General features: G+C 60.0%; 17 protein-coding genes. 3 read left to right on the plus strand and 14 right to left on the minus strand.

Annotation, left to right across the window (positions count from 1 at the left end):
* Positions 1 to 93: 93 nt before the first annotated feature.
* The 7 genes from QWJ34_RS19045 to QWJ34_RS19075 form a co-directional block, all read right to left on the minus strand.
* Positions 94 to 1,617 carry a sulfatase family protein gene (locus tag QWJ34_RS19045; protein WP_302730285.1) on the minus strand — a complete coding sequence of 508 codons (1,524 nt, stop codon included), beginning with the start codon at positions 1,615 to 1,617 and terminating at the stop codon, positions 94 to 96.
* The gene (locus QWJ34_RS19050; protein ID WP_302730286.1) at positions 1,595 to 4,018 is read right to left on the minus strand and encodes a helix-turn-helix domain-containing protein; all 2,424 of its coding nucleotides are present in this window, start codon (positions 4,016 to 4,018) and stop codon (positions 1,595 to 1,597) included. The genes QWJ34_RS19045 and QWJ34_RS19050 overlap by 23 nt, the downstream gene beginning before the upstream one ends.
* 46 nt (positions 4,019 to 4,064) lie before the next feature.
* Positions 4,065 to 4,943 (minus strand): carbohydrate ABC transporter permease, encoded by an 879-nt coding sequence (locus tag QWJ34_RS19055; RefSeq protein ID WP_302730287.1) that lies wholly within the window; start codon positions 4,941 to 4,943, stop codon positions 4,065 to 4,067.
* A complete protein-coding gene (locus tag QWJ34_RS19060; protein ID WP_302730288.1) occupies positions 4,940 to 5,941 on the minus strand; it encodes an ABC transporter permease in 1,002 nt (333 codons plus the stop codon). Before QWJ34_RS19060 ends, QWJ34_RS19055 begins: the two co-directional genes overlap by 4 nt.
* Before the next feature lie 22 nt (positions 5,942 to 5,963).
* Positions 5,964 to 7,559, minus strand: a complete 1,596-nt coding sequence (locus QWJ34_RS19065; RefSeq protein ID WP_302730289.1) for an extracellular solute-binding protein — start codon at positions 7,557 to 7,559, stop codon at positions 5,964 to 5,966.
* Positions 7,560 to 7,709: 150 nt separating this feature from the next.
* Complete coding sequence (locus tag QWJ34_RS19070; protein WP_302730290.1) at positions 7,710 to 8,993, minus strand: FG-GAP-like repeat-containing protein; 1,284 nt, start codon at positions 8,991 to 8,993, stop codon at positions 7,710 to 7,712.
* A gap of 114 nt (positions 8,994 to 9,107) precedes the next feature.
* The gene (locus QWJ34_RS19075; RefSeq protein WP_302730291.1) at positions 9,108 to 9,596 is read right to left on the minus strand and encodes an SMI1/KNR4 family protein; all 489 of its coding nucleotides are present in this window, start codon (positions 9,594 to 9,596) and stop codon (positions 9,108 to 9,110) included.
* Positions 9,597 to 9,784: 188 nt separating this feature from the next.
* Here QWJ34_RS19075 and QWJ34_RS19080 point away from each other — a divergent pair, with 188 nt between their 5' ends.
* On the plus strand, positions 9,785 to 10,189 hold the full coding sequence (locus tag QWJ34_RS19080) for a CBS domain-containing protein (protein ID WP_302730292.1): 405 nt from the start codon (positions 9,785 to 9,787) through the stop codon (positions 10,187 to 10,189).
* Positions 10,190 to 10,283: 94 nt separating this feature from the next.
* Here the strand turns inward: QWJ34_RS19080 and QWJ34_RS19085 are convergent, their stop codons facing one another.
* Positions 10,284 to 11,192, minus strand: coding sequence for an MmyB family transcriptional regulator (locus QWJ34_RS19085; protein WP_302730293.1), 909 nt, complete (start codon positions 11,190 to 11,192; stop codon positions 10,284 to 10,286).
* Positions 11,193 to 11,345: 153 nt separating this feature from the next.
* Between QWJ34_RS19085 and QWJ34_RS19090 the strand changes: the two genes are divergently transcribed.
* On the plus strand, positions 11,346 to 12,296 hold the full coding sequence (locus QWJ34_RS19090; RefSeq protein ID WP_302730294.1) for a zinc-binding dehydrogenase: 951 nt from the start codon (positions 11,346 to 11,348) through the stop codon (positions 12,294 to 12,296).
* A gap of 157 nt (positions 12,297 to 12,453) precedes the next feature.
* Here the strand turns inward: QWJ34_RS19090 and QWJ34_RS19095 are convergent, their stop codons facing one another.
* From QWJ34_RS19095 to QWJ34_RS19120, 6 genes are all read right to left on the minus strand, one after another.
* Entirely contained in the window at positions 12,454 to 14,355 is a 1,902-nt protein-coding gene (locus QWJ34_RS19095; RefSeq protein ID WP_302730295.1) for a bifunctional homocysteine S-methyltransferase/methylenetetrahydrofolate reductase, read from the minus strand.
* Complete coding sequence (gene metE, locus QWJ34_RS19100) at positions 14,355 to 16,793, minus strand: 5-methyltetrahydropteroyltriglutamate--homocysteine S-methyltransferase (protein ID WP_302730296.1); 2,439 nt, start codon at positions 16,791 to 16,793, stop codon at positions 14,355 to 14,357. The genes QWJ34_RS19095 and metE overlap by 1 nt, the downstream gene beginning before the upstream one ends.
* A gap of 466 nt (positions 16,794 to 17,259) precedes the next feature.
* A complete protein-coding gene (locus QWJ34_RS19105) occupies positions 17,260 to 18,225 on the minus strand; it encodes a copper amine oxidase N-terminal domain-containing protein (protein ID WP_302730297.1) in 966 nt (321 codons plus the stop codon).
* A 155-nt stretch (positions 18,226 to 18,380) separates the two neighbouring features.
* On the minus strand, positions 18,381 to 19,331 hold the full coding sequence (locus tag QWJ34_RS19110; RefSeq protein ID WP_302730298.1) for a DUF6612 family protein: 951 nt from the start codon (positions 19,329 to 19,331) through the stop codon (positions 18,381 to 18,383).
* 262 nt (positions 19,332 to 19,593) lie between these two features.
* A complete protein-coding gene (locus QWJ34_RS19115; RefSeq protein WP_302730299.1) occupies positions 19,594 to 19,941 on the minus strand; it encodes an Imm51 family immunity protein in 348 nt (115 codons plus the stop codon).
* A 61-nt stretch (positions 19,942 to 20,002) separates the two neighbouring features.
* Complete coding sequence (locus QWJ34_RS19120) at positions 20,003 to 20,890, minus strand: LysR family transcriptional regulator (protein ID WP_302730300.1); 888 nt, start codon at positions 20,888 to 20,890, stop codon at positions 20,003 to 20,005.
* Between the two features lie 148 nt (positions 20,891 to 21,038).
* Here QWJ34_RS19120 and QWJ34_RS19125 point away from each other — a divergent pair, with 148 nt between their 5' ends.
* Positions 21,039 to 21,950, plus strand: a complete 912-nt coding sequence (locus QWJ34_RS19125) for a DMT family transporter (protein ID WP_302730301.1) — start codon at positions 21,039 to 21,041, stop codon at positions 21,948 to 21,950.

Here is a 21,950-nt window from a genome sequence, read left to right on the forward strand (position 1 = left end):
AAAACGCTTTTTGCCGGTTCGATCGTATCGGCGAAAAGCGTTTTTCGTGTTTGCCTGCTTCGTTCGGGATTCTTCGATCCGGCCCGCCAATGCTTATTCCAGCGGCTGCGTTCCCCGCCGGTCGTAGAACGCCGGCCCTTTCGCCCAGGCCGAAGCCAGGTACATCAGCAGCTCCGTTTTGAGCCGTTCGCGCACGCCGGCAAGCTCCGGCTCGTCGTATCGGTTATGCCATTCGTGCGGATCGGCGGTCAGATCGTAAAGCTCGCCCCTGGCTTGATCCGCGCGCGTTCCGGCTCCGCTCGACGGACCTTCCATATACAGAATCAGCTTCCACTCCGGCGTTCTCCACATATAGGCGGGCGCGGAATACGGCGCATCTCCGCCTTTGCCGTGGAATTCGCAGAAAGCGCCGGGACGCCTGCTTTCCGAGAGCAGATCCAGCCCGGGCAGCCGCGGATCGAGCGGCAGTCCCGCAGCCGCGGTCAGAGTCGGCAGAAGATCCAGCAGTTCCGCCGGACGGTCGTCCAGCGTCCCCCGCCTCTCCGGCGGAATCGCCGAGCCCGCCAGAATCATCGGCACCCGCACGCTGGAATCGTACAGATTGTATTTGGTGAACCGGTAGCGCCGTTCGCTCAACATCTCGCCGTGATCGGAAACGAATACGATCAGCGCATGCTCCAGGCGTCCCTGCGCGCGCAGTTTGTCCAGCGCCAGACCGAAATAATGGTCCAGCCAGGAGCAGTTGGCCCAGTAGCGCAGCGTAGTGCGTCTGCGTTCGAGCGGCGCCATCGCTTCCCAAATTCCGCGCTTGTGCAGATACCCTTCCCGGCTGGACGCATTGACTTCGTCCGCCGCCGATTGATGGGTGTCCGCTTCTTCTTCCCAGGGCGGCTGTTCGATATCCGGGATGTCTTCCAGCCTGTACAGCCGCTCGAATTCTTCCGGCACATTGAAGCCCGCATGGGGCTTGAGAAAAGACAGGTAGAAGAACAGCGGCCGATCCGGGTCGATGCCGGTATCGAGGAATTCCAGCGCCCTCTCCGCCACCCAGCCGTCGCGATGATAATGGTTCGGCAGCCGGCTGGTCGAGCCGATATAACCGTGCTCGTTCTCTTCCCCGCCGCCGAAATGCCCGGTCTCTGCCTGATAAGCCGCCAGCCGGTCGGGAGCTTCGTCGCCCATCATGAAGGCTCCGCTCTCGTAATGGCCGCTTTCCCGCGACAGCCCGATCGCCCGGACTTCGAATCCGCGCGAAGACGGTTCTTCGACGCCCTGCGCATGGTTCCAGTGCGTTTTCCCGAAACCGGCCGTCTGATAGCCGGCCCCTCGCAGCCGCTCCGGCAGGGGATCGCCCGGCAGCTTTTCTTCATCGAACAGTCCGCTGCCGTTGGTCAGCACGCCGAGCTGCGACGGGTAATAGCCGAACATCATCGAGGTGCGGCTCGGCACGCACATCGGCGCCTGGCAGACCGCCTGCCCGAACGTAATCCCTTCCTCCGCCAGCGCATCAAGCGCCGGCGTATGAATCCGGTCGTTGAAGCGCCCGATACAATCCCAGCGCTGCTGGTCGGTCATCAGGAAAATAATATCGGGCTTAGCTTCCCGCGCATCGGTCATCTTCTTGCCCACCTCCTTCTTCGTATTCTTCCCGGCCGCCCGGCTCCGGGGACGATTGCATCCGGCTGCGGTAGCGGCTCGGCGTCGTGCCTTCGAGCTTTTTGAACTGCCGGTTGAAATAGCTCGGACGATAGCCGACCCGTTCGGCGATCTCGTTGATTTTCAGGTCCGTTCCGGCAATCAGTTTCTTCGCCCGGTCCATCCGCACGCCGGTCAGATAATCGACGAAATTGATCTCGAACAGCTGACGGAACGACTTGCTCAGCGTATAAGACGTCACGCCGTAGCGGTCCGCAAGCTCTTCCAGACTAAGCGCCTCGGCGCAGTGCCGATCGATATGATCTTTGATCTCGATCAGCACCCGCTCGATCCGGCGCTCGTCCTGCTGCGCGGCTTCCCGGATAAAAGGAAGTACCGCCCGCGCGCGGAACCAGGGCAGCAGTTCTTCCGGGCGGTCCAGCTCCAGCAGCTCCTCCAGCGTTTTCAAACCGCCGAACAGCCGGACCGGATCGTGTCCCAGCCGGATCGCCGTATGCCGGATGCTGGAGAACAGCTGGTACAGACCGTGATGCACGGCCTGTTCGCCGTCCGCTTCGCCGCCGAGCCGCCGCACAAAGCGGGAGATCGCTTCCATCGCTTCGGCTTCGTCTCCGCCGCGCAGCGCTTCGAGCACTTCCTGCTCCAGCTCCAGCGGATAGACCGACGCTTCGCCTCCTCGAACCGACCGGCTGTCCAGCAGGTCGATCGCTCCGCCCGGCTCCGACAGTCCGTAGCGATTCAAAGCCGGCCGCGCCGCGGCGAACAGCGCCGGAATCCCCGCCAGCCTGTCGGCGTACCCGCCGACCGCGGTCGTCAGCCGGATCCCAAGCCGCTTCCGCGCTTCGCCGCTCCAGCCTGCCGCCGCTTTCAGAAGCCGGCCGCGAAGCACGGATCGCTCTTCTTCCCCGCCTTCCGCCGCAATCAGAATACCGAGCAGCGAATCGTGAAAATGCAGCAGTTCGGCAGACGGCTCCAACTTCCGCAGTTCGCGCTCCAGCCATTCGCCGACCGCGAAATCGAGCAGCTCGCCCTCCCGCGCGCCGCGCGTCGAAACTCCGGAAATCTTATACGCCGGGAAAGCCGGACGAAGCTTGACCGTCACGGCGACAAACGACCGGTCCCGCGACGGCCAATCGAGCTGTTCCAGCCGTTCGCGCAGTTCATGCTCGGGAACGGAATGCAAATGCCCCTGCGCAAGCTGGAGCAGTAGGCTGTGCCGGAGCTGCGGCCGATGCATTTCCAGCCTGTCGCGAAGATCCGCGCGTTCCTCCTCCATGCCTTTCCACCTCTTCTCCAGCTGTCGCAGCTCGTCGCGTCCGCCGCGTTTGACGGAGACGGACGCTTCGGCTTCCGCGTTTTCTTGAAGGGCATCCGACGCGCTCAGCGCGGCCAGCAGCCGGCGCAGGGGCGCGTACAGCCGCAGCGAACCCGCCCAGGAAAGCAGCAGCGCGATCAGCAGTCCGGCGATATTGACCAGCAGAATGATCCGCGAAGCGTTCTGCACCGGAGCGACGATCGCCGTCAGCGGAACCGCGGACACCACGGTCCAATCGGCGCCGGTTCGCCGGAACGTTTCGTACTGAACCGAATAAGTCAGGCCGCCGTCTTCGAGCAGCAGCGAACCTGCGCCGCCGGTGCCCGAATGTCCGGCCTCGCCGAGCATTTCGGTCAGCCTGTCCGTCAGTTCGCGCCGCTGCTCGCCCGAAGCGAACAGCACCTTGTTGTCGCTGCCGAGCAGCAGCGAGATTCCTCCGCCGTATCCGTTCAACGATCCGATCGCGGCGGAGATCCGGCCGCCGTCGAGCGTGGCGGTCAGCACGCCGAACGGACTGCCGCTTCCGCCGGACAACTGGCCGACCAGCAGCGGCGAACCGTCTTCCGCGGCGCTCCAGAATAAGCCGCGTCCGGCTTCCGTCAGCTCGTCGTATGCCCGGACCTGTCCGGGGTCCGTTATGTAATCGTAGCGGTCCGGCGCCATGACGAGCGGGGCCGGCGTTCGCAGATACAGCCGGACCCGCCCGATCAGCGAATCGGAATTTTGCACCAGCAGCAGCGAGCGGTACAGCTCGTGCACCTGTTTGTATTTGTAACGAAAGTCGATCCGGCTCAACCGGTCGTCGAACGCGGGATCGAACGCCCACTGCGAGAACGACAGCTCCAGATCGTCGAACTGCCGGGCGATCGACGCCATGCGCTGCTCGACTTGACGCGTGTGCATCTGCCGCAGCGCGCTCTCCATTTTGCCGCTTACGCCGCCGTAGACCGCAAGCCCGGCCAGAATGCCCGGAACGCAAGCGATCAGCAGCAGCAGCCGGAGGCTCCGCCGATAATACAGCCCCGCGGGAAAGATTTTGCGTTTCATTACGATCGGAACCTCCTTTTTTATCCCGCCCAAACGAATACCGGGATCAGCCTTTTACCGCGCCGACCATCGCTCCTTTGGCAAAATGTTTTTGCAGAAAAGGATAAACGGCCAGCACGGGCAGCACAGCCACGATTACCGCGGCCATTTTCAGCATTTCGTTCGGCGGCGCCTGCACCTGTTCGCCCGGCTGGGCCAGATCGACGTTCGAAGCGCTCAGCAGCATATTTTGCAGCAGCACCTGGATCGGCCATTTGTCCGCGTCGTTCAGGTACAGCAGCGCCGAGAAGAACTGGTTCCAATAGCCGACCGCGTAGAACAGTCCGAACGCCGACAGCGCCGGCATCGACAGCGGCAGCACGATCGAGATCCAGGCGCGAAACGCCCCGCCTCCGTCGACCGCCGCCGATTCGCCGATTTCCGCCGGAATACTGTCGAAGAAATTTTTCATCAGCAGCACAGTCCAGCCGTTCGCCAGCGATGGCAGAATCAGCGAAGCCAGATTGTCGATCAGACCCAGCTCGCGGATCAACAGATAATTCGGGATGATGCCGGGACTGAACAGGATCGTAACCATAATCAAGATCAGCACCGCGCGGCGCAGCATCATCCGTTTCTGGGACAGCGCGTAGGCGAGCGAAGCGGAAACGGCCAGGCTGCATGCCGTGCCGACCGTCGCCAGAAAGGCGCTGTTGCCGAGCGAGCGCGGAAACGCGTCGGTCGACAGCAAATACCGGTAAGCGTCAAGCGACCAGTTCCGCGGAAACCAGACGAATCTGCGCGCCAGATATTCGCCGGGATCGGTCAAGGAGACGACGAACACGTAATACAGCGGAAAGAACATCGCCAGCGCCAGCAGTCCCAGCAGCAGCGCGTTGAGAAACGAGCCTATTTTGTCCGCAAGCGAACGTTTGACGGTATTCAATAGACGCCCTCCTCTCCCATGCGTTTCGCCAGCCGGTTCGCCGCAATCACGAGCACCAGGCCGACCAGCGATTTGAACAGACCGACCGCCGTGCTGTAGCCGAAACGTCCCTGTTCGATGCCGGTGCGATACACATACGTATCGAACACTTCGGCCACCTGCGACACGGCTCCGTTGTACATCAGGAACACCTGCTCGAAGCCCACTTCCAGCACATCGCCCAGCCTCAGGATAAACAGCACGATCACGACGCCGCGAATCGCCGGCAGCGTCACATGCCAGATCTGCCGCAGCCGTCCGGCTCCGTCCATGCGCGCGGCGTCGTACAAGCGCGTATCCACGCCCGCGATTGCCGCCAGAAACACGATCGTGCCCCAGCCCGCTTCTTTCCAGATCGATTGGGCGGTCAGCAGCAGCCAGAACGTATCGGGATCGGTGAGCACGCCGACGCGGGCGAGTCCCATCGATTCCAGCGCCAGATTGACCAGTCCTCCGCTTTTGGCAAACAAGATCAGCGTGAGCGCGGCGATGATGACCCACGACAGAAAATGCGGCATATAGATCACCGTCTGGATCAACCGTTTGTAGAACACGCTTCGCAGTTCGTTCAGCGCAAGCGAGATCAGGATCGGCACCGGGAAAAACAAGAACAGATTCAGTGCGCTGATCGCCAGCGTATTGCGGAACAGCAGCGCGAAGTCCGGCGCGGAGAAGAATTCGGCGAAATTGTCCAGTCCGATCCACGGACTTCCGCTTATCCCCGCAAACGGCGAGTAATCCTGGAACGCGATCAGCAGACCCCACATCGGGACGTATTTGAAAAACAGGAAGAACGCGATGCCGGGCAGCGCCAGCAGATACAGCGAGCGGTCGCGGTTCAACCGGGCAATCGCCGCACGGGCGCGGCTCCTGCCGCCGGTCTGGCCCGCTTCGTCGTCCAGGCTCTCCGGCGTTCGCGGATTGCGGCGGCCCGGCTTTTCGTGGTGGATATCGATCATATGCAGCCCTCGCTTCCCGCCTTTACTCGGCGTTTCTGACTTGATACGCTTCGTTGATCTCCTCGCTCATTTTCTGCACGTCCGCACTGCTTTCCAGCGAACTCACAAATTCGTCCCAGGCTTCGATCGGCTCCAGCCCGAGAATAATCTTCGCTTTGATATCCTGCGTCCGCTTGTTGAGGTCCGGCAGAATCTTCTGTCCGGCGGCCGATTGCAGACCCGAAGACAGGTCGGCGACGCTGGTCGCGGCGCGCGCTTCGTCGATTTTTTTGAACAGCTCGTTGGCCTGCGTTTCTTCTTCGCTTTCTCCGGTCGGCTCCCACGGCATGTCGATCACGTTGACGATATGGTTGAAGTCCGAAGCGTTGTCGGCCGAAAGTTTTTCTTTGTCCGCGATCTTTTTGCCGTTCTCCAGCTTGTAATGCACGCCTTCCAACCCGTACTTCTGGATTTCGAACACGTCGTGGTTCATCCAGGTATCGACCAGCTTCAAGATGCGTTTCAGCTTGTCCTCGGATACCGTTTTGGGAATCGCCAGAATACCGTTGTAACCGGAGCCGAGCGGCGTGTAATCGTTGATAGCGGTCAGCGGATAGAAGTCGGTATACTTGAACGACGGATCGACCTTCTTCAACTCGTCGGCGTAGATGTTGCGCATCGTGCCCGTTTTGTCGACGATAATGCCCGCTTCGCCCCGCGTAAACAGTTCCCGCGCCTGGGTAAGTTTCAGCGACAGCAGATCTTCCGGGAGCAGTCCTTCTTTATACGCCTTCGCCAGGTATTCCAGCGACTCCCGGGTCTCCGGCAGAAATGCCGTATAGATCAGCTTCTGCTGCGACTCGTCCCATTTCCAGCTTCCGTTCGCCCCGGTAAACGAATTCTCGATCGCGTTCAGCGCGGGGCCGATATTGAAATCGTCCGGGCTGATGTACGAAGCGAGCGCGGTCGTATCTTTCTTGCCGTCTCCGTCCGGGTCGTCCTCGACGAACGCTTTCATCACCGTATACAGCTCGTCCGTCGTGGTCGGAGGCTCCAGCCCCAGATTGTCGAGCCAGTCTTTGCGGATAATAAAAAATGAAATATCGTCGACGGGACGCGGTCTCGGAATGCCGTAGCTGCCGCCGTCCGCCTGCTTCGTCGTTTCCCAGGCAATCTCCGGGATGCCGTTCGTCAGGTTCGGATAATCGTGGATGTAAGGGGAAATATCCCAGAACGCGCCTTGATTCACCATCTTGGTAAACGTGCTGCTGAACGGATCGTTGATCATAATCAGCTCGGGAATATCGCCGGACGCCAGCGTCAGGTTCAGTTTGTCGGCATAAATATTGTTGGACACCCACTGGATATTCAGCTTCGAATTCGTCGCTTTCTCGATCGCGCGCTTGATGACATTGTCGTCGGACGCGGGCGTGGCGCTCGGCGTGATGGTCATCACGCTTACTTCGAGCGGTCCGCTGTCGCCGCCGGACGCTTCCGACGATGCTTGATTCGATCCGCCGCAGGCGGACAGCATCAGCGCAAACGCAAGCAGCGGCGCCAACAGCTTCGCGTAACGCGTTCCCGGCCCGAAAGTTGAAAATCCGTTTGCTGTTCCGGTTCTGGTTATGATTCTTCGCATGATGCACTCTCCCTTTTTCTTGTTAACCCATGAGTTTAATCGGATTTAGATCGAAACGTTCCCGGCCGGGTAAGTTGTACCCCACTATACCGAATCCGCGGATTTCCTGCAATTACACTTTTTTGCCGGCCTCCGCGGGTTCGATTTCCTTCAATAAGGCGGAAGCAAACGATATTCGCCGCCCGGGTACAGTGTGGAGCGCGACAATCTTCTCGGCTGGACCAGCGGAACACCGGGGTTCGACGCCTTCAGTTCGCCTTCGGACGAAGCATATATAAATACGCCGTCCTCGTTATGCAGCAGCATATGCGTCCGGCCACTCCCGGTCAGATCGGCGTGAACCGCCAGCCCGTCCACGGGAAAAGTCAGCGCCTCGCGCAGATGCCCGTCGTACAGCGTGGGACGAATTCCGCCTCCCCGTCGGTAAGCGAGTATGTAATCCCGGCCGCTGTCGTCCCACCCTCTCAGCGTTTCCACAATAGTCAGCCACCCCGGAGTCCGCCTGGTTTCGGTCCACAGCTCGCGCCCTTCCCGATCCAGCAGGAAAATAGCGTCGCGTCCGCTCTCGCTCCAACTTCCATCGGTATCGCCCCGCACGATCCGGTCCAGACCCGCGACTTGAAGTCCGGGCATATCGTCTCGAAACCGGCCCAGCGACACATGCTGCGATTCGATCGAACCGTCGTAGCGCCAAAGCTCGGCCCCGAGGCGGTCCAGCATAACCGTTACGCTGCCGCCGATCACAATGCGTTCTTCGCCGCTGCCGTCGACATCTCCCGTCCAGATACAATCCGCATGATCGTCCAGGTCCCGGCAGGACCAGCGCACAGCGCCGTCCGGCCCGAGCATGTCGTATCCGGCCATTACTTCGTCGCGTCCGTCGCCGTCCCAATCGTGCACCCACGGAAAATGTCCCAGGTTCCCTTCGTGCGTCCACAGCAGATTGAAGTCCCGATCGAGCGCCCAGAGATTCCGGTAGCGGTCCTTGAGCAGAATATCCGACGCGTACTCGCCTCCCGACAAGTTGGCGATCAGGATGCAGTCGTGCGCTTCGGGGCCGGGCAGCGGAAACGAACGCTTCGTTTCGCCCGTCGCGCCGTCCAGCACAAGAAACCTTTTGTCCATGACGCACAGCACTTCGATGCACCCGTCTCCGTCGATATCGGCGATCTGGGCCGGGAAGTCGGAGCCGGAACGGCCCGGGTTTGCCGCGGGCCGCCCTTTTTGCCAGAGCAGCTTCCCGTCCAGATCGTAAGCGGTCAGGCACACGGTCTGGTGCGGCGCATAGCGGTCGTCGATCCCGCCGTCCGCCTGTACCATCAGCAGTTCCATCCTCCCGTCGCCGTCAAGATCGCCGACCAGCATTTTGTTTTGCGCGCCGGCTTCGGGCATTGCAAAAGAAGCCGGCAAAAAAAGTCCGTCTTGCAGTTTCATCGCTTCCTCCTCGCTTCCGGGTTCGCCGGTAGGTATTCGGATTGTTAGCCAGTATCGGCCAAAAGACGATTTCCTGCAATTGCACTTTTTTGCGGCTTCCCGCTTTCGAGTCGGTCAGGCGTTGTTTTCCGTCAGAATCCGATCCAAAAATCCGGCAAAGTCGTCCGCGTACACCTCGGCGTCGCCGCCCAGATGGTCGAAGCGCATTACGGGATACTCCGCCGGCGCGTCCGGCTCGCGGACCGGCTCCGATACGTCGAAGAAGAATTCTTCGTCCGTGTCCGGCACAAAAAGATACAGCCGTCCTTCCGGACGCCAATCGTCTTCCAGATTCAACCTGTGATTGTACAGCAGATCGTCGGACGCCAGCTCGCGATATTCCGGCGGCGCCAGTGTATACACTTCCGATCCGTACAACCGCAAAGCGCCGAATTCCTTCAGCCACCAGACGTAGGAATCCGGCAGACGATACCCGAGCTCCCGCTCGGCTTCCGCGATCCAGGGCGGCTCTACCTTGTCCTTTTCCCTCCGCCGGCTGCCCGGAAAAACATCCAATCTCCGGCTCAGCGATTCCCTTGCTTCGTTTGCGCGTTTCTCGAACATTTGCATTCACCCTTTCTTTAAAAGTTCGCAGGTTTCGAGCTGATATATCGCTTGTTTAATTGAACGTCTACCCGCCGCAAAAGGTTACGGTTTCGTCGTATAACCATGCAAGCGTTCAAATTGATCGGTAGATATGTTTTAATAGAAGGGAGGCTTTTTGAATTTACGGTTGAGGGGTGTAGACACATATGGAAGTTTCGCGTTTTCTGCTGCCCAAGGATCAGGTCAAATATATCCCTTCTTCTTCTTCGATGAAAGAAGCGATGGACCTGCTGGAAGAGAATCATTACTCGGCGGTTCCGATCATTAACGAAGAAGGGCGCTACGTTGGCACACTGTCCGAAGGCGATCTGCTGTGGAAGCTCAAAAATACGTTCAATTTCAATTTGGATGCAATGGGAGAAGTACCGCTCGACAGCATCAAGCGCTACCGGCATAACGAATCGGTCGTGATCGACGCGGACATGGAGGATATGCTGACGCTCGCGGCGGACCAGAACTTCGTTCCCGTGACGGATCACGACGGCATTTTCCTCGGCATTATCCGGCGCAAAGATATTATTACGTATTACAACGACGGGATTATGGACTGAGGGCCGGATCGGACAGAATCGGCAGGCGATTAGAAAAAAGAGCTTTCCGCGGCGTTTGCATCGGCGAACGCGCGGGAAGCTCTTTTTGTCGGGGTCAGAAAACGCCGTTTACCGCCGCGGAACCGCCCAGGCGTTCGAATACGCGGCGCGCCGGATCGTCCAGCGGCAGAAAAGCGAATATGTCCGCTCCCCGCCGACCGCCCGGATCGATCCGGACGCTCCGGTAGCGGATGCGCGTTTCTTCGCTTTCCCCGTCCATGCGCGCCCGCAGCATCTTCGAACGCGTCCGCTCGGCGGGCGGCTGCGCGGGCGGTTCGCTCCAGTAGCGGTCGAACGCGTCGTACCGCCGATACCGCTCGATTCGCGAAGCGAAGCGCCCGCCTCGTCCGGCAAAGCGAGGATCGCTTTTAAAAAAATGAATTTCGCTGCGCGCATGGCCTTCCCACAGCCCGAACGACTCCGCGTCGAAAACCGAGCGCTCTCTCACCGGCAGGTCGGCGTTGAAATGCAGATCGGCCATGCTCACCTCCCGCTGCGCCAGCAGATCGGGCGATAGTCCGAACAGCCGGGCAAACGGCTCGTTGAACGCCTGGATATCCAGCAGCTCGGTCGCGATCAGCGCGGGAACGGCCAGCGTGTCCAGTACGGAGCGCGCATCGTCGACCGCCCGTTCCAATTCCCGGCCGACGAGCGGCTCGTAGTCGGGAATATAATCGGCGGCCAGCAGCAGCGCGTTGCGCTCGTCCATACTGCACTCCAGATAAGCGGCGATATTCAGCACCGTATCCCGATCGGGCAGACGCGCGGAGCGGCCGGTCAGCCAATTCTTGTAGGTCGGACAGGCTTCGTCGTTCAGCTCCTGCTGGGTGAAGCGTTTGAGCGGCGGGCGGCCGTGTTTGGAAAGTTCGCGCTGACGACGCATTCGCATGGCTTCGATCTCGCGCAGCAGTGTTTGCAGCGTTGTATTCGTTTTTATTTTAAATGGTGTTTCGTCGGGTATCACGGCAGCTCCTCCTCTGCTTGATCCGCTGCGTCAGGTGCAGTTCTACTCTTGGTCGCCCGTGTACGCCCCAGTATACTCTTCCTTACAAGCCGTGAGCAAACGAACGAAGGCCTGCGCTTGATACTCATTACGGATGCTGGGAGGAAAGTGATCATGATACAGACTGTCGTTTACGATTCATCGGCTGCGGGAAACTTTACGTTAAAAGAAGCGGAAGAACCGAGGCCGTCCCGATCCAAAGCGGTTGTCCGGGTCGAAGCGTTCTCGCTCAACCAGGGAGAAGTTCGGGACGCCGCGAAGCACGGCGACGGCTTCCGTCCGGGCTGGGACTTTGCGGGCACGGTGATCGAAGCCGCGGCCGACGGCTCCGGACCGGCGGCGGGCAGCCGGGTCTTCGGCCTGCTGCTGTCGGGCGCATGGGCCGAAAAAATTGCGGCGCCGACTTCGCAGCTGGCGGAAATTCCGGACGGATTGTCGTTCAAGCAGGCGGCCGCGCTGCCCGTCGCCGGCCTGTCCGCGCTGTATACGCTGCGCAAAGGCGGACTGCTGCTCGGACGGCGCGTGCTCATTACCGGTTCGACCGGCGGCGTCGGACTACTGGCGCACCGGCTGGCCGCGCTAAGCGGCGCTTATGTAACGGGCACCGCCCGTTCGGAAGAAAAAGCGGCGCTGGTGCGCGAAGCCGGCGCTGACGAAGTGATCGTGGGCGAGATGCCGCCCGCCGGAGCGGCGGCGTTCGCGCCGTACGACCTGATTATCGATTCGGTCGGCGGCGAGACGCTGACGGCGCTTGTGCCCATGCTGATCCCCGGCGGCACGCTCGTTTCGATGGGCTACTCGTCTTCCCCGTCTTCGGCGCTCGATATTCGCGAGCTCAGCTCGGTCGGAGGACGCACGCTGTACGGCTTCTTTCTTGCCGAAGAATTGAACCGGAGCGCGGCTTCTCCCGGTCTGTCGCTGCTGGCCCGGCTGGCCGCCGAAGGCAAACTGACGCCGCATATCGGCGCCGAAGCGTCGTGGGAAGAAATCGGCCGTATCGCTCGCCGCCTGTTGAACCGGGAGTTCTCCGGCAAAGCGGTGCTGACCGTACGCAAAGCGGAGTAAAAAGCCGGTTCTTATTCAAGCGGAAACGTAAAAGCGCAGCTGCATTTATTCACAAAAAATGCACCCCCGAATGCTTGTCGGTCTGCCCGAAGGGTTTTCCGATTCGCATTTAAGGGGTGCATGTTGATTCTACGACGAAGTTCATGTCCCGGCGAATTTATTGCACAAGCCGGATATTCCGTTCTTTCCGCTTGGCCGCTTCGTGCACGTACCGCGTCAGTTCCGCGGACTGCTCGTAGCGCAGGAACGGGGTCATGATATACACGCCGCTGAAGTAATTCAGGATCGCGTCGATCAGGGAGCGGGAGATTGCCATGCCTTCTCGCATCGCGGCTTCCTTGTCGTGCTCGTGCCGCTGCATCCGGGCCAGGATTTCGTCGGTCAGGCGGATGCCGGGCACTTCGTTATGCAGGAAAGCCGCGTTCTGCGCGCTGACCAGCGGCATGACGCCGATAAAGATCTGCTGCTGCAGATGTTTGGTCGCATGGTACAGTTCTTCGATCCGGCGCTCGTCGTAGACTGGCTGGGTCATAAAGTAATCCGCGCCGGCCGCGATCTTCTTCTCCAACCGCTGCACGCCTTTATCCAGATGGCGCACGTTCGGGTCGAACGCCGCGCCGACGGAGAAATTCGCCCGCAGGCCGAGCGAACGGCCCGACGGCAGGCGGCCTTCGTTGAACTGCTTGCACAGCTTGATCAGGTCGAACGAATTGTAATCGTACACCGAAGTCGCGCCCGGCACGTCGCCGACTTTGGACGGATCGCCGGTGATGGCGATCATCTGGTTGATGCCGGACGAAGCAAGTCCCATCAGATGCGACTGGAGGCCGATCATGTTGCGGTCGCGGCAGGCGACGTGCACCAGCGGACGGACGCCGTACTTTTCTTTGATTACCGAAGCCAGCGATTCGTTGGCGATCCGCGGACTGGCGAGCGAATTGTCCGCCATCGTCAGCGCGTCGATGCCCGCTTCCTTGAGCGCCTGGACGCCTTTGAAAAAGCCTTCCGTGCGCAGGGTGCGCGGCGGATCGAGTTCCACGATGACCGAATGGCCTTTGGCCGCGGTCATTTTGTGGAACGGCACTTCCGGCGGCGGTCCTTCTTCGTCGTCCGCCGAACCGACCGGATCGCGGACTTCGATGCGGCTTTGCAGCGCGGCTTCGGCGCTTTGAAGCGTCTCGACGACTTTGTCCGTGACCGGCTCCGCGCCTTTGACGGCGGCGGCCATCGCCGCGACATGCTCCGGCGTCGTGCCGCAGCAGCCGCCGATCAGGCGAACGCCTTCGCCGCGCAGTTCCAGCGCGCTGCGTCCGAAATAATCCGCGCCCGAACGGTAGCGCAGCCGGCCTTCGTTGTACTCCGGCAGACCCGCGTTCGGGTACGCCGACAAGAAAGCGTGCTTGGGCAGCGGCACCTGCTTGAGATAGCGCGTCATATGGAACGGACCGAGCCGGCAGTTCAGCCCGACGACGTCGGCGCCCAGATCTTCAAGCACCGCGAAGATCTCGGTCAGCGTGCTGCCGTCCTGCAAATACCCGGAGTCCTGCGTCGATACCTGGGCGACGATCGGCAGATCGGTTTTCTTGCGGGCGACCGACAGCGTCGCGCGCAGCTCCTCCGGGTCGTAAAACGTTTCCAGCAGCAGGCCGTCCACGCCTTCGTCCAACAGCGCGTCGATCTGGCGCTCGTTGCTGCGCTTGATCTCCCCGATTGTCGCTTCGCCCGGCTTGGTACTGCGGATGCCGCCGATCGTGCCGAGCACGTAAGCGCCCGTGTCTTCCGCGGCGGAGCGGGCCAACCGCGCTCCGGCGCGGTTGATCGCTTCCAATTCGTATTCCAGGTTGTATCGCTTCAGCTTCTGGTCGTTGGCCGCATACGTATTGGTCTGGATGACTTCCGCCCCGGCCGTCAAATAAGCCTGGTGGATCTGGCGGACCTGCTCCGGACGGGTCAGATTCAGCTCTTCGAAACAGCGGTCGATCCCGTTCAGATAGAGCAGCGTGCCCATTGCCCCGTCCGCAACGACGACTCTGCGGCGCAGTTCGTCGAGCAGCCCCATTAGCCGTTGCCGCCGGACGCGCCGGCGCCTCCCTGAGCCGCGCCCGCTTTGGCGAACTCTTCGCGCAGCGCGGCTGCCGCGGCGACCATCGTTTTCAGCGAAGGAATGACTTCTTCTTCGCGGCGCGTCTTGAGCCCGCAGTCCGGGTTGATCCAGAACTGGGCCGGATCGAGCACGTCCAGCGCCCGCTGCGCGATGGATTCGATCTCCGAACGCTCCGGCAGACGCGGGCTGTGGATATCGAATACGCCGAGGCCGATGCCTTTGTCGTACGTATGGTCTTCGAACGCGGAGACCAGGTCGCCGTGGCTGCGCGCGGCTTCGATCGAGATCACGTCGGCGTCCAGGTCCGAGATCGCCTGGATGATATCGCCGAATTCGGCGTAGCACATATGCGTGTGGATCTGCGTCTCGTCCTGCACGCTCGTCGTTGCGGCGCGGAACGCGTACACGGCGTCGTCGAGGTAGCCCTGCCAGTCTTCGCGCTTGAGCGGAAGTCCTTCGCGCAGCGCCGGCTCGTCCACCTGGATCATGCCGATGCCCGCTTCTTCCAGCGCGCTCACTTCGGAACGCAGCGCGAGCGCGATCTGGTTCTGCACGACCGAACGCGGCAGATCGTCGCGGACGAACGACCAGTTGTAGATGGTGATTGGGCCCGTCAGCATGCCTTTGACCGGCTTGTCGGTCAGCGACTGCGCATACGCGCTTTCCGTTACCGTCATCGGGCTGAGCAGCTTCACGTCTCCGTACAGGATCGGCGGTTTCACGCAGCGCGAACCGTACGATTGGACCCAGGCGAAGCCGGATGTCGTAAAGCCGGACAGCTGCTCGCCGAAGTATTCGACCATGTCGTTGCGCTCAAACTCGCCGTGCACCAGCACGTCGATGCCGATTTCTTCCTGGATGCGAATCCATCTTTCCGTTTCCGCGTGCAGGAACTCTACATACTGCTCCTCGCTCCACTCGCCTTTTTTCCATTTGCTGCGCGCCTGGCGCACTTCGGTCGTCTGCGGCAGACTGCCGATCGTCGTCGTCGGCAGCAGCGGCAGCGGACGGCGCTTGGCCTGCACATCGCGGCGGACGGCGTAAGCGGACAAACGTTCCGGACGGCGGTCGTCCAGCTTGCCCAGCGCGTCGCGCACGGACTCGTCGTTGCGGTCGGCCGAAGCGTTCAGCGCCGCCACGGCGTTGACGCTTTCCGCGATCTGCGCGGATACCGACTCTTCGCCTTCGTTCAGCGCTTTGACCAGCACCGCGATCTCCGTCAGCTTCTCGTCGGCAAAGCTCAGTCCGTCCTTGATCTTCGCTTCGAGCTTGTCTTCGCTGCGCGTCGTGACCGGCACGTGCAGCAGGCTCGACGAAGGCTGAACGAACAATTCTTTCGGCGAAGCGGCTTGTTGAATACGGCGCAGCAGGTCCAGCTTCACCTGCAGATCGGAGCGCCAGATATTGCGTCCGTCGATTACGCCGGCGCCGAGGATTTTGTCCTGCGGAAAGCCGTGCTGCTCGATCGCCGCCAGATTGCGTCCGCGGTCGTGCACGAAGTCCAGGCCGATCGCCTGCACCGGGAGCTGCACCACTTCTTCGTAGCGCGCTACCGATTCAAAATACGTTTGCAGGAGGATATTCAGTTCCGGCGCGGCCGCGCGGAACGCTTCGTACACTTTGCGCAGGCGCTCGATATCTTCGTCGCTCGTTTCCAGCACCAGGATCGGCTCGTCGATCTGTACCCACTGCGCGCCGGCTTCGCTCAGTTCTTTGAGCACCTGCGCATACAGCGGAGTCAACTGGTCGAGCAGGGTGTCGAAGCGGTCCGCTTCCAGGCCGCGCGCCAGCTTCAGCAGCGTCAGCGGTCCGACGATCACCGGCTTGCCGTCGATGCCCAGCTCTTCTTTGGCTTCCAGGTACAGGGCGAGCGGACGGTTGACGGTCAGCTTCGGTTCAAGGCCCTGGAGTTCCGGTACGATATAATGGTAGTTGGTATCGAACCATTTGGTCATCGGCGAAGCGGTGAACGCTTTGGTGCCGCGGGCGACCGCGAAGTATGCGTCCAGCCCGTAAGCGCCGTTTTCACCCGGAGCGAAAGCTTTGACATCGGCGTCCTGCGCGGAAGCCGTTTCTTCGCCCTGCGAACCGTGCGCGCAGTTGCATGCTTCATCGTGTTTAACGTTCGCTCCGCCGGTGAAACGCTGCGGGATCAGGCCGAACGTGAACGCCGTGTCGAGCACGTGATCGTACAACGAGAAGTCGCCGACCGGAATCAGATCCGCTTTCAGGTCGCGCTGTTTGCGCAGGTAGTCGAGGCGCAGCTTTTTCGTTTCGCTTTCCAGCTCCTGTGCGTCGATCCTGCCGGACCAGTGCGACTCCAGCAGTTTTTTCCATTCCCGTTTCTCGCCGATGCGCGGATATCCCAGATTCGAACTTTTTACTTGACTCATATTGGTAATGCCTCCCTGTCGGATGTTGGTATCGGAGAGGTCCGCCTCCCGGACGGCCCGTCCTGTTCTTGAGTACGATCATAGGCAGACGGCGGACGGGTGTCAATGAGTCGAAAAAGCGTAAAAATGCCGAATAAGACTCAATTCCTTCTCTCCTTATCGGATTTGGCGATAGCCGCAAGTGAAAGACTTTTTGCATCAAATGCGTTCAATCCCTTGTCCCGCAAGGCTTCTTGCATTTCCTGCCCGGATTTTTTCGCCCAATGGTTATCAACCGTCTATATCCTGAGGCTATGACTTACTATAGTAAACGGGCATAAGGCGAAGAGCGGCCTTGAAGCGGGAAACGGGGCGTTTTCAAGCGTTCGTCATTCATCGCGCGTCAAAAAGACGCTTTCGCAGGCGAATGGAACATCGCCGCTTTCGCGTCTTTTAGACTTCTCGTTGCCTCGGATACCGTTCCTTTTTACCACTTCGTCCGGCTGTCCGTACGTTTCTCTCCGTCCAGCGTATACACAATCCGGCCTTCGCTCCGGCTGAGCTCTCCGCCGATCAGATACTCCGAACCCAGGCTCGTGTACGCGCCGTCCGGCTCGACCCTTAAACTGCTGCGCGACGTGCCTTCTCCGAAAATATGCGAAGCATACGCCAGGTAAGGCTTTTCGATGGCCGGGAAAACGCCCGACGTATCGCTTGTGCGTCCGCCCAACAGCTGCCGGAAGCTTTGTTCGTTTTCCTCGATATGCCCCTGCGCAATCACCACCGGATAGCCGCCCTTGAATTCGACCAACTCCGCTTTATTGCCAAAGAGCATATAACAGCGCAGCGCTTCGCCTTCGGGGAACATAAAGACCAAGTCGGACACTTCCGACGCTTGCTCCTCAAGAGGCGGATATTCGGAGCGCAGCAGCCTTCCCTGGGCCAGCGTCATAGCCGTACGGCGCGCTTCCGTCAGATTGCCGGTCAGCAGGACTTTCTCGGTTTGCGCGCTGAGCGGCGACTTGAGGGTAATCTGTCCGGCTTCGTATTCGACCGCATAGCTCATGTTTCGCAAAAAAGCCGTCTCGACGTACAATCTGCCGTCTCGCATTTCAACGGCTTCATGCAGTTTTTGTCCGTATACGTTTTTCCCGTTGATCGTATAATCGCGCTGCCCGGCGGTAAACGTATAAACGTTCGACCACTTCCGCAGCTTCGCTGTGCCGTTTTGGGGCTGCCAGGTCAGCTCTGCTCCGATTGCCCGCGCCAGATCGCGCAGCGGAATCTGCGTCAGGCCGGACTTGCCGTCCAGCTGGATCTGTGTCGTCACTCGGCTCGTAGGCGTAACGATTACACCGGTCTGCGCCGATGCCGCCGCAGGCTTGCAGGCGTCGGCGGCCAGCAGACCCAGGCATACGGCAAAAATGGCCGCGGCGTTTTTTCTTTTGTTCATATTGTTTTGTCGCCTCCCGGATTGTGCGTATCGATATCTTTTCTGAATAGACTTCCGACGTTTCGAAAAAGTTTTGCCCAAAATGTGCGACCGCAAAAAAAACCGGACGCAAGTTTGCGCCCGGTCTTCCGCTGTTCGGTTCGATCGCGCTTCGCTTACTGCGCGCTGTCGGTAACTTCCTTCGGAACGGTAATTTCTTTGATTTCGTTATGCTTGGAGATCGTGCTCTTCATGACCATGTTCACGGAAATGTTCATGTCTTCGCCCTCCGGCGCTTCCGCTCCGGCTTCGGCCAGCGCTGCGCCGTCCATCGTCATCGTCATATCGACGTTGGTTTCGGTCGGATACGACGTTTCTTTGTCGATGGCGTAAACCATGTGCATTTTCTCGATATTCATTTGCTCCAGCATAGCCGCCACATCGGTTCCGCCCGACTGCTGGGACAGCATTTCGCCGGCCATCTTCTTGAGATCTTCGCCGGACAGGTCGGCTGTCAGGACGTAGTTATTGCCTTCTTCGGTCACTTTCATGTCTTTGGCGACCGACTTGAACTGCTCGAACGAAGTGTCGAGATCGGCCGTGCCTTCCAGACTGCTCATGACCTGAGCTTTGTTTTCTTCCGGCAGCTTGGTCCATTGATCGCCCATTTTGGTGTAGATATCGTCCTGGGTGATGTACTGCTCGATCTCGCCCGTAGCGCCGGCATCGGTCGTGATGATCTGGTGGGCGCTGATCGGATCAAGGAAGATATCCGTGCTCAGTTTGGTCTTGGAAGCTTGTTCCTGACCGCCCATCGACATATTTTGCTCGATATCGGCCACCATATTGTAACTTTTCAGTTCTTTGCTGGCTTCCTGGGCTTTATTGAGCAGCTCCTCGGCCGACATCGAAGACGCTTCGCCGGTCGTTTCCGCAGGTTCCGCCGCTTCTTCGGCCGGAGTCTCGGTCGTCGTTTCGGCCGGAGTCGTTTCCGCAGGCGTCGTCTCGGCCGGCGCCGTCGCCGTCGTGTCGGCTGCCGGAGCTTCCGCTTCTTCCTTATTGTTGCCGCAGGCGGTAATGCTTGCCACCAGCATGACCGAACACAAAGCCATCCACATCTTTTTCATTGTATGTACCCCTCCTGAGTTTGGACTTCGCGAGTCCTGTAAGTCTGTCTCCCTGGGTTATTAACCCAAATCCGCTTCGTTCTAACGGCTTTCGGATAATTCACTCGGCAAGCCGCCAAAATCCAAAGCCCGTCTATCGTAACAAAACGAACGGCGAGGAAACAACTTACATTTGAACGAATTAACAGGAGGGCTTTGTACTTAAAAAAACCGGGACTTTTCTACGAGACGCGGTCCGCAGCCCGACTCCGGCATGTCCGGATCAGTCCAGCTCGGCGCGCGAGAACAGATCGGCAATCAGCGCGTCGTCCTCGCACGCTTCTTTGAAGCCGAGTATGAAAAGATCCAGCGATTCCGGATCGTCCGAATACGCCGAAAACATGTCGCCTTCGGGATCGAACTTGATCCGATCGGCCAGATGCGGCATTTTTTCCTCCAGAAAAACAGCGGCCAGCGACGTCCAATCGTATCCGCTGCCTTCGAATCCTTCTTCCGCCCGGGTCGCAAAGATTTCGTCCTTGTAAATGCCCGCCGTCAAAATGATCGAGGCTTTTCCTCCTTCGTGCTCCACCCATTTGAAAGGCTCCAGACTTTTCTGCTGTTCCGTCATTGGTTCGTGCTCCCTTCCTCGCGTTAAGTAGTGGCGAATCCAAAAGATCTTCTCCGTTTATTTATACTACGGATACGTCCGCTTCTGCAAAAAGCCGCGCGGCCGTTTCGATAAACAGCCTCACCGCGGGCGATACGTCTTCCAGCGAAGGCACCCCGACGCCGATGCCGCGCACGATCGGGGGCACGATCTCGCGGACTTCGAGCGCATGCGGATGCATCGACAGCGCGATCTCCGAGATGATCCCGATCCCGAGGCCCTGCGATACCATGCCGACCATCGTGCTGACGTTCTGGGTCGTAAACGTGATCTTGGCCCGGCTGCCCGCCCGTTCGAACGCTTCCAGCACCGCCACTTCGTGACCGCCCCGGCAGAGCAGCAGATCCTGGCCGTCCAGATCGCGAATCGACGCCCGCGGCTTGTCTCTCAGCGGATGCCCGTCGGGCAGAAGCAGCATCATCCGGCTCTCGACCAACGCAACGGTGTCGAGGCCCGGAGCCGGCAGCAGAACGAGGCCCGCGTCGAAACGGCGTTCGCCCAGCCCTTCGCGGATTTCGTCGGCTGTGCCTTCATGCAGATCGAACTGCAAATTCGGATAATTCTCGCGGATTTCCCGGATAAGCGGCGGCAGAAAGTAAGCCGAGGCCGACGGAAACGCGCCGACCGATACACGCCCCACTTCGATGCCTTTTTCCGCCGCTATCAGCTGCCCGGTCTTGTCCATGCTCTGCAGCACGGCCCGGAACTGCACCAGCACTTTCTCCCCGAGCCCGGTCAGCTTCACGCCGCGCCGGCGGTCGCGCAGCAGCAGCCGCGTATCCAGCTCCGCTTCGATCGCGGCGATCGCATGGCTGACGGCCGGCTGGGTCATATGCAGTTCTTCGGCCGTCCGCGTAAAGCTCAGCGTCTCGGCGACCCTAACGAAGATGGCAATCTGCGTAATGGTCATAACTTTATCGTTATCTCCTTTATGCGAAAGATTCATTTTATTTATGATAAATTTTATTATACGCTTGATTGACCGGACAAAAAAGCGGCGTTCCGCAGAGGACCCGCCGCAGTACAACAAGATTTCCGCTCGGAAAGGATGATTGCCCGTGACAAATTTATCTCCGAAAAAAACGCTGGGCATGGTCCTGTTTCTTGTCCTGATCTGGGGCATCAACTGGCCGCTGACCAAAATGGCGCTGGACCATACGCCTCCGCTGCTGTTCTCCGGCATGCGCACGCTGCTCGGCGGACTGATTCTGCTGCCCGTCGCGCTGCTCACGCGGCCCGGAAAGCTTCGCTGGAAGTCGAACGCCGGCATCTATATCGCGCTGGCTCTGCTCAATATCGTCGGCTATTACGGCCTGCAAACGATCGGCATCGGCTACCTGCCCGCCGGTTTGTTCTCGACCCTGGTCTTTCTCCAGCCGATTCTGCTCGGCATCTTCTCCCGGTTGTGGCTCGGAGAATCGCTCGGCCGGCTGAAAGCCGCGGGACTGCTGCTCGGCTTCGCCGGCGTCGGCGTCATCAGCCTGGGCGGACTGGAAGGCCGTCTGTCGCCGCTCGGGATCGCGCTTGCGCTGCTGTCCGCCCTGTGCTGGGCGCTGGGCACGATCTATACGAAAAAGCAGGGCGCCCGCATCGACTCCGTCTGGGCCGTAACGGTGCAGCTCCTGCTTGGCGGAACGGCGCTGATGCTGCTCGGCAGCGGAACCGAAAGCTGGAGCGCCGTGCAGTGGACGCCGGACTTTATCGGCATCCTGCTGTTTATCTCCGTCTTCGTCATCGCCGGCGGCTGGATGATTTACTTCCTGCTGATCGAAAACGGCGAAGTGAGCACCGTCGGCGCGTACACGTTTCTGATTCCCGTGCTGTCGAACGTATTCAGTATCGTACTGCTGCGCGAATCGGCGACGATCACGCTGCTGATCGGCCTGTTGATGATCGCCGGCAGCATCATGCTGGTCAACCGCCGGACGCGTTCGGGCGGACCGGCCGGGATCGAACGCGCCTCCGATTGA

This window comes from Saccharibacillus sp. CPCC 101409 (assembly GCF_030518235.1).
In the GTDB taxonomy this organism is placed as follows: Bacteria; Bacillota; Bacilli; order Paenibacillales; family Paenibacillaceae; genus Saccharibacillus.

Bases quoted from the DNA above. Each gene is read 5' to 3' on its own strand.
- QWJ34_RS19045 (WP_302730285.1), bottom strand. From the start codon at position 1,617: ATGACCGATGCGCGGGAAGCTAAGCCCGATATTATTTTCCTGATGACC.
- QWJ34_RS19110 (WP_302730298.1), bottom strand. From the start codon at position 19,331: ATGAAAAAGATGTGGATGGCTTTGTGTTCGGTCATGCTGGTGGCAAGC.
- QWJ34_RS19075 (WP_302730291.1), bottom strand. From the start codon at position 9,596: ATGTTCGAGAAACGCGCAAACGAAGCAAGGGAATCGCTGAGCCGGAGA.
- QWJ34_RS19115 (WP_302730299.1), bottom strand. From the start codon at position 19,941: ATGACGGAACAGCAGAAAAGTCTGGAGCCTTTCAAATGGGTGGAGCAC.
- QWJ34_RS19070 (WP_302730290.1), bottom strand. From the start codon at position 8,993: ATGAAACTGCAAGACGGACTTTTTTTGCCGGCTTCTTTTGCAATGCCC.
- metE (WP_302730296.1), bottom strand. From the start codon at position 16,793: ATGAGTCAAGTAAAAAGTTCGAATCTGGGATATCCGCGCATCGGCGAG.
- QWJ34_RS19105 (WP_302730297.1), bottom strand. From the start codon at position 18,225: ATGAACAAAAGAAAAAACGCCGCGGCCATTTTTGCCGTATGCCTGGGT.
- QWJ34_RS19065 (WP_302730289.1), bottom strand. From the start codon at position 7,559: ATGCGAAGAATCATAACCAGAACCGGAACAGCAAACGGATTTTCAACT.
- QWJ34_RS19050 (WP_302730286.1), bottom strand. From the start codon at position 4,018: ATGAAACGCAAAATCTTTCCCGCGGGGCTGTATTATCGGCGGAGCCTC.
- QWJ34_RS19090 (WP_302730294.1), top strand. From the start codon at position 11,346: ATGATACAGACTGTCGTTTACGATTCATCGGCTGCGGGAAACTTTACG.
- QWJ34_RS19060 (WP_302730288.1), bottom strand. From the start codon at position 5,941: ATGATCGATATCCACCACGAAAAGCCGGGCCGCCGCAATCCGCGAACG.
- QWJ34_RS19080 (WP_302730292.1), top strand. From the start codon at position 9,785: ATGGAAGTTTCGCGTTTTCTGCTGCCCAAGGATCAGGTCAAATATATC.
- QWJ34_RS19120 (WP_302730300.1), bottom strand. From the start codon at position 20,890: ATGACCATTACGCAGATTGCCATCTTCGTTAGGGTCGCCGAGACGCTG.
- QWJ34_RS19095 (WP_302730295.1), bottom strand. From the start codon at position 14,355: ATGGGGCTGCTCGACGAACTGCGCCGCAGAGTCGTCGTTGCGGACGGG.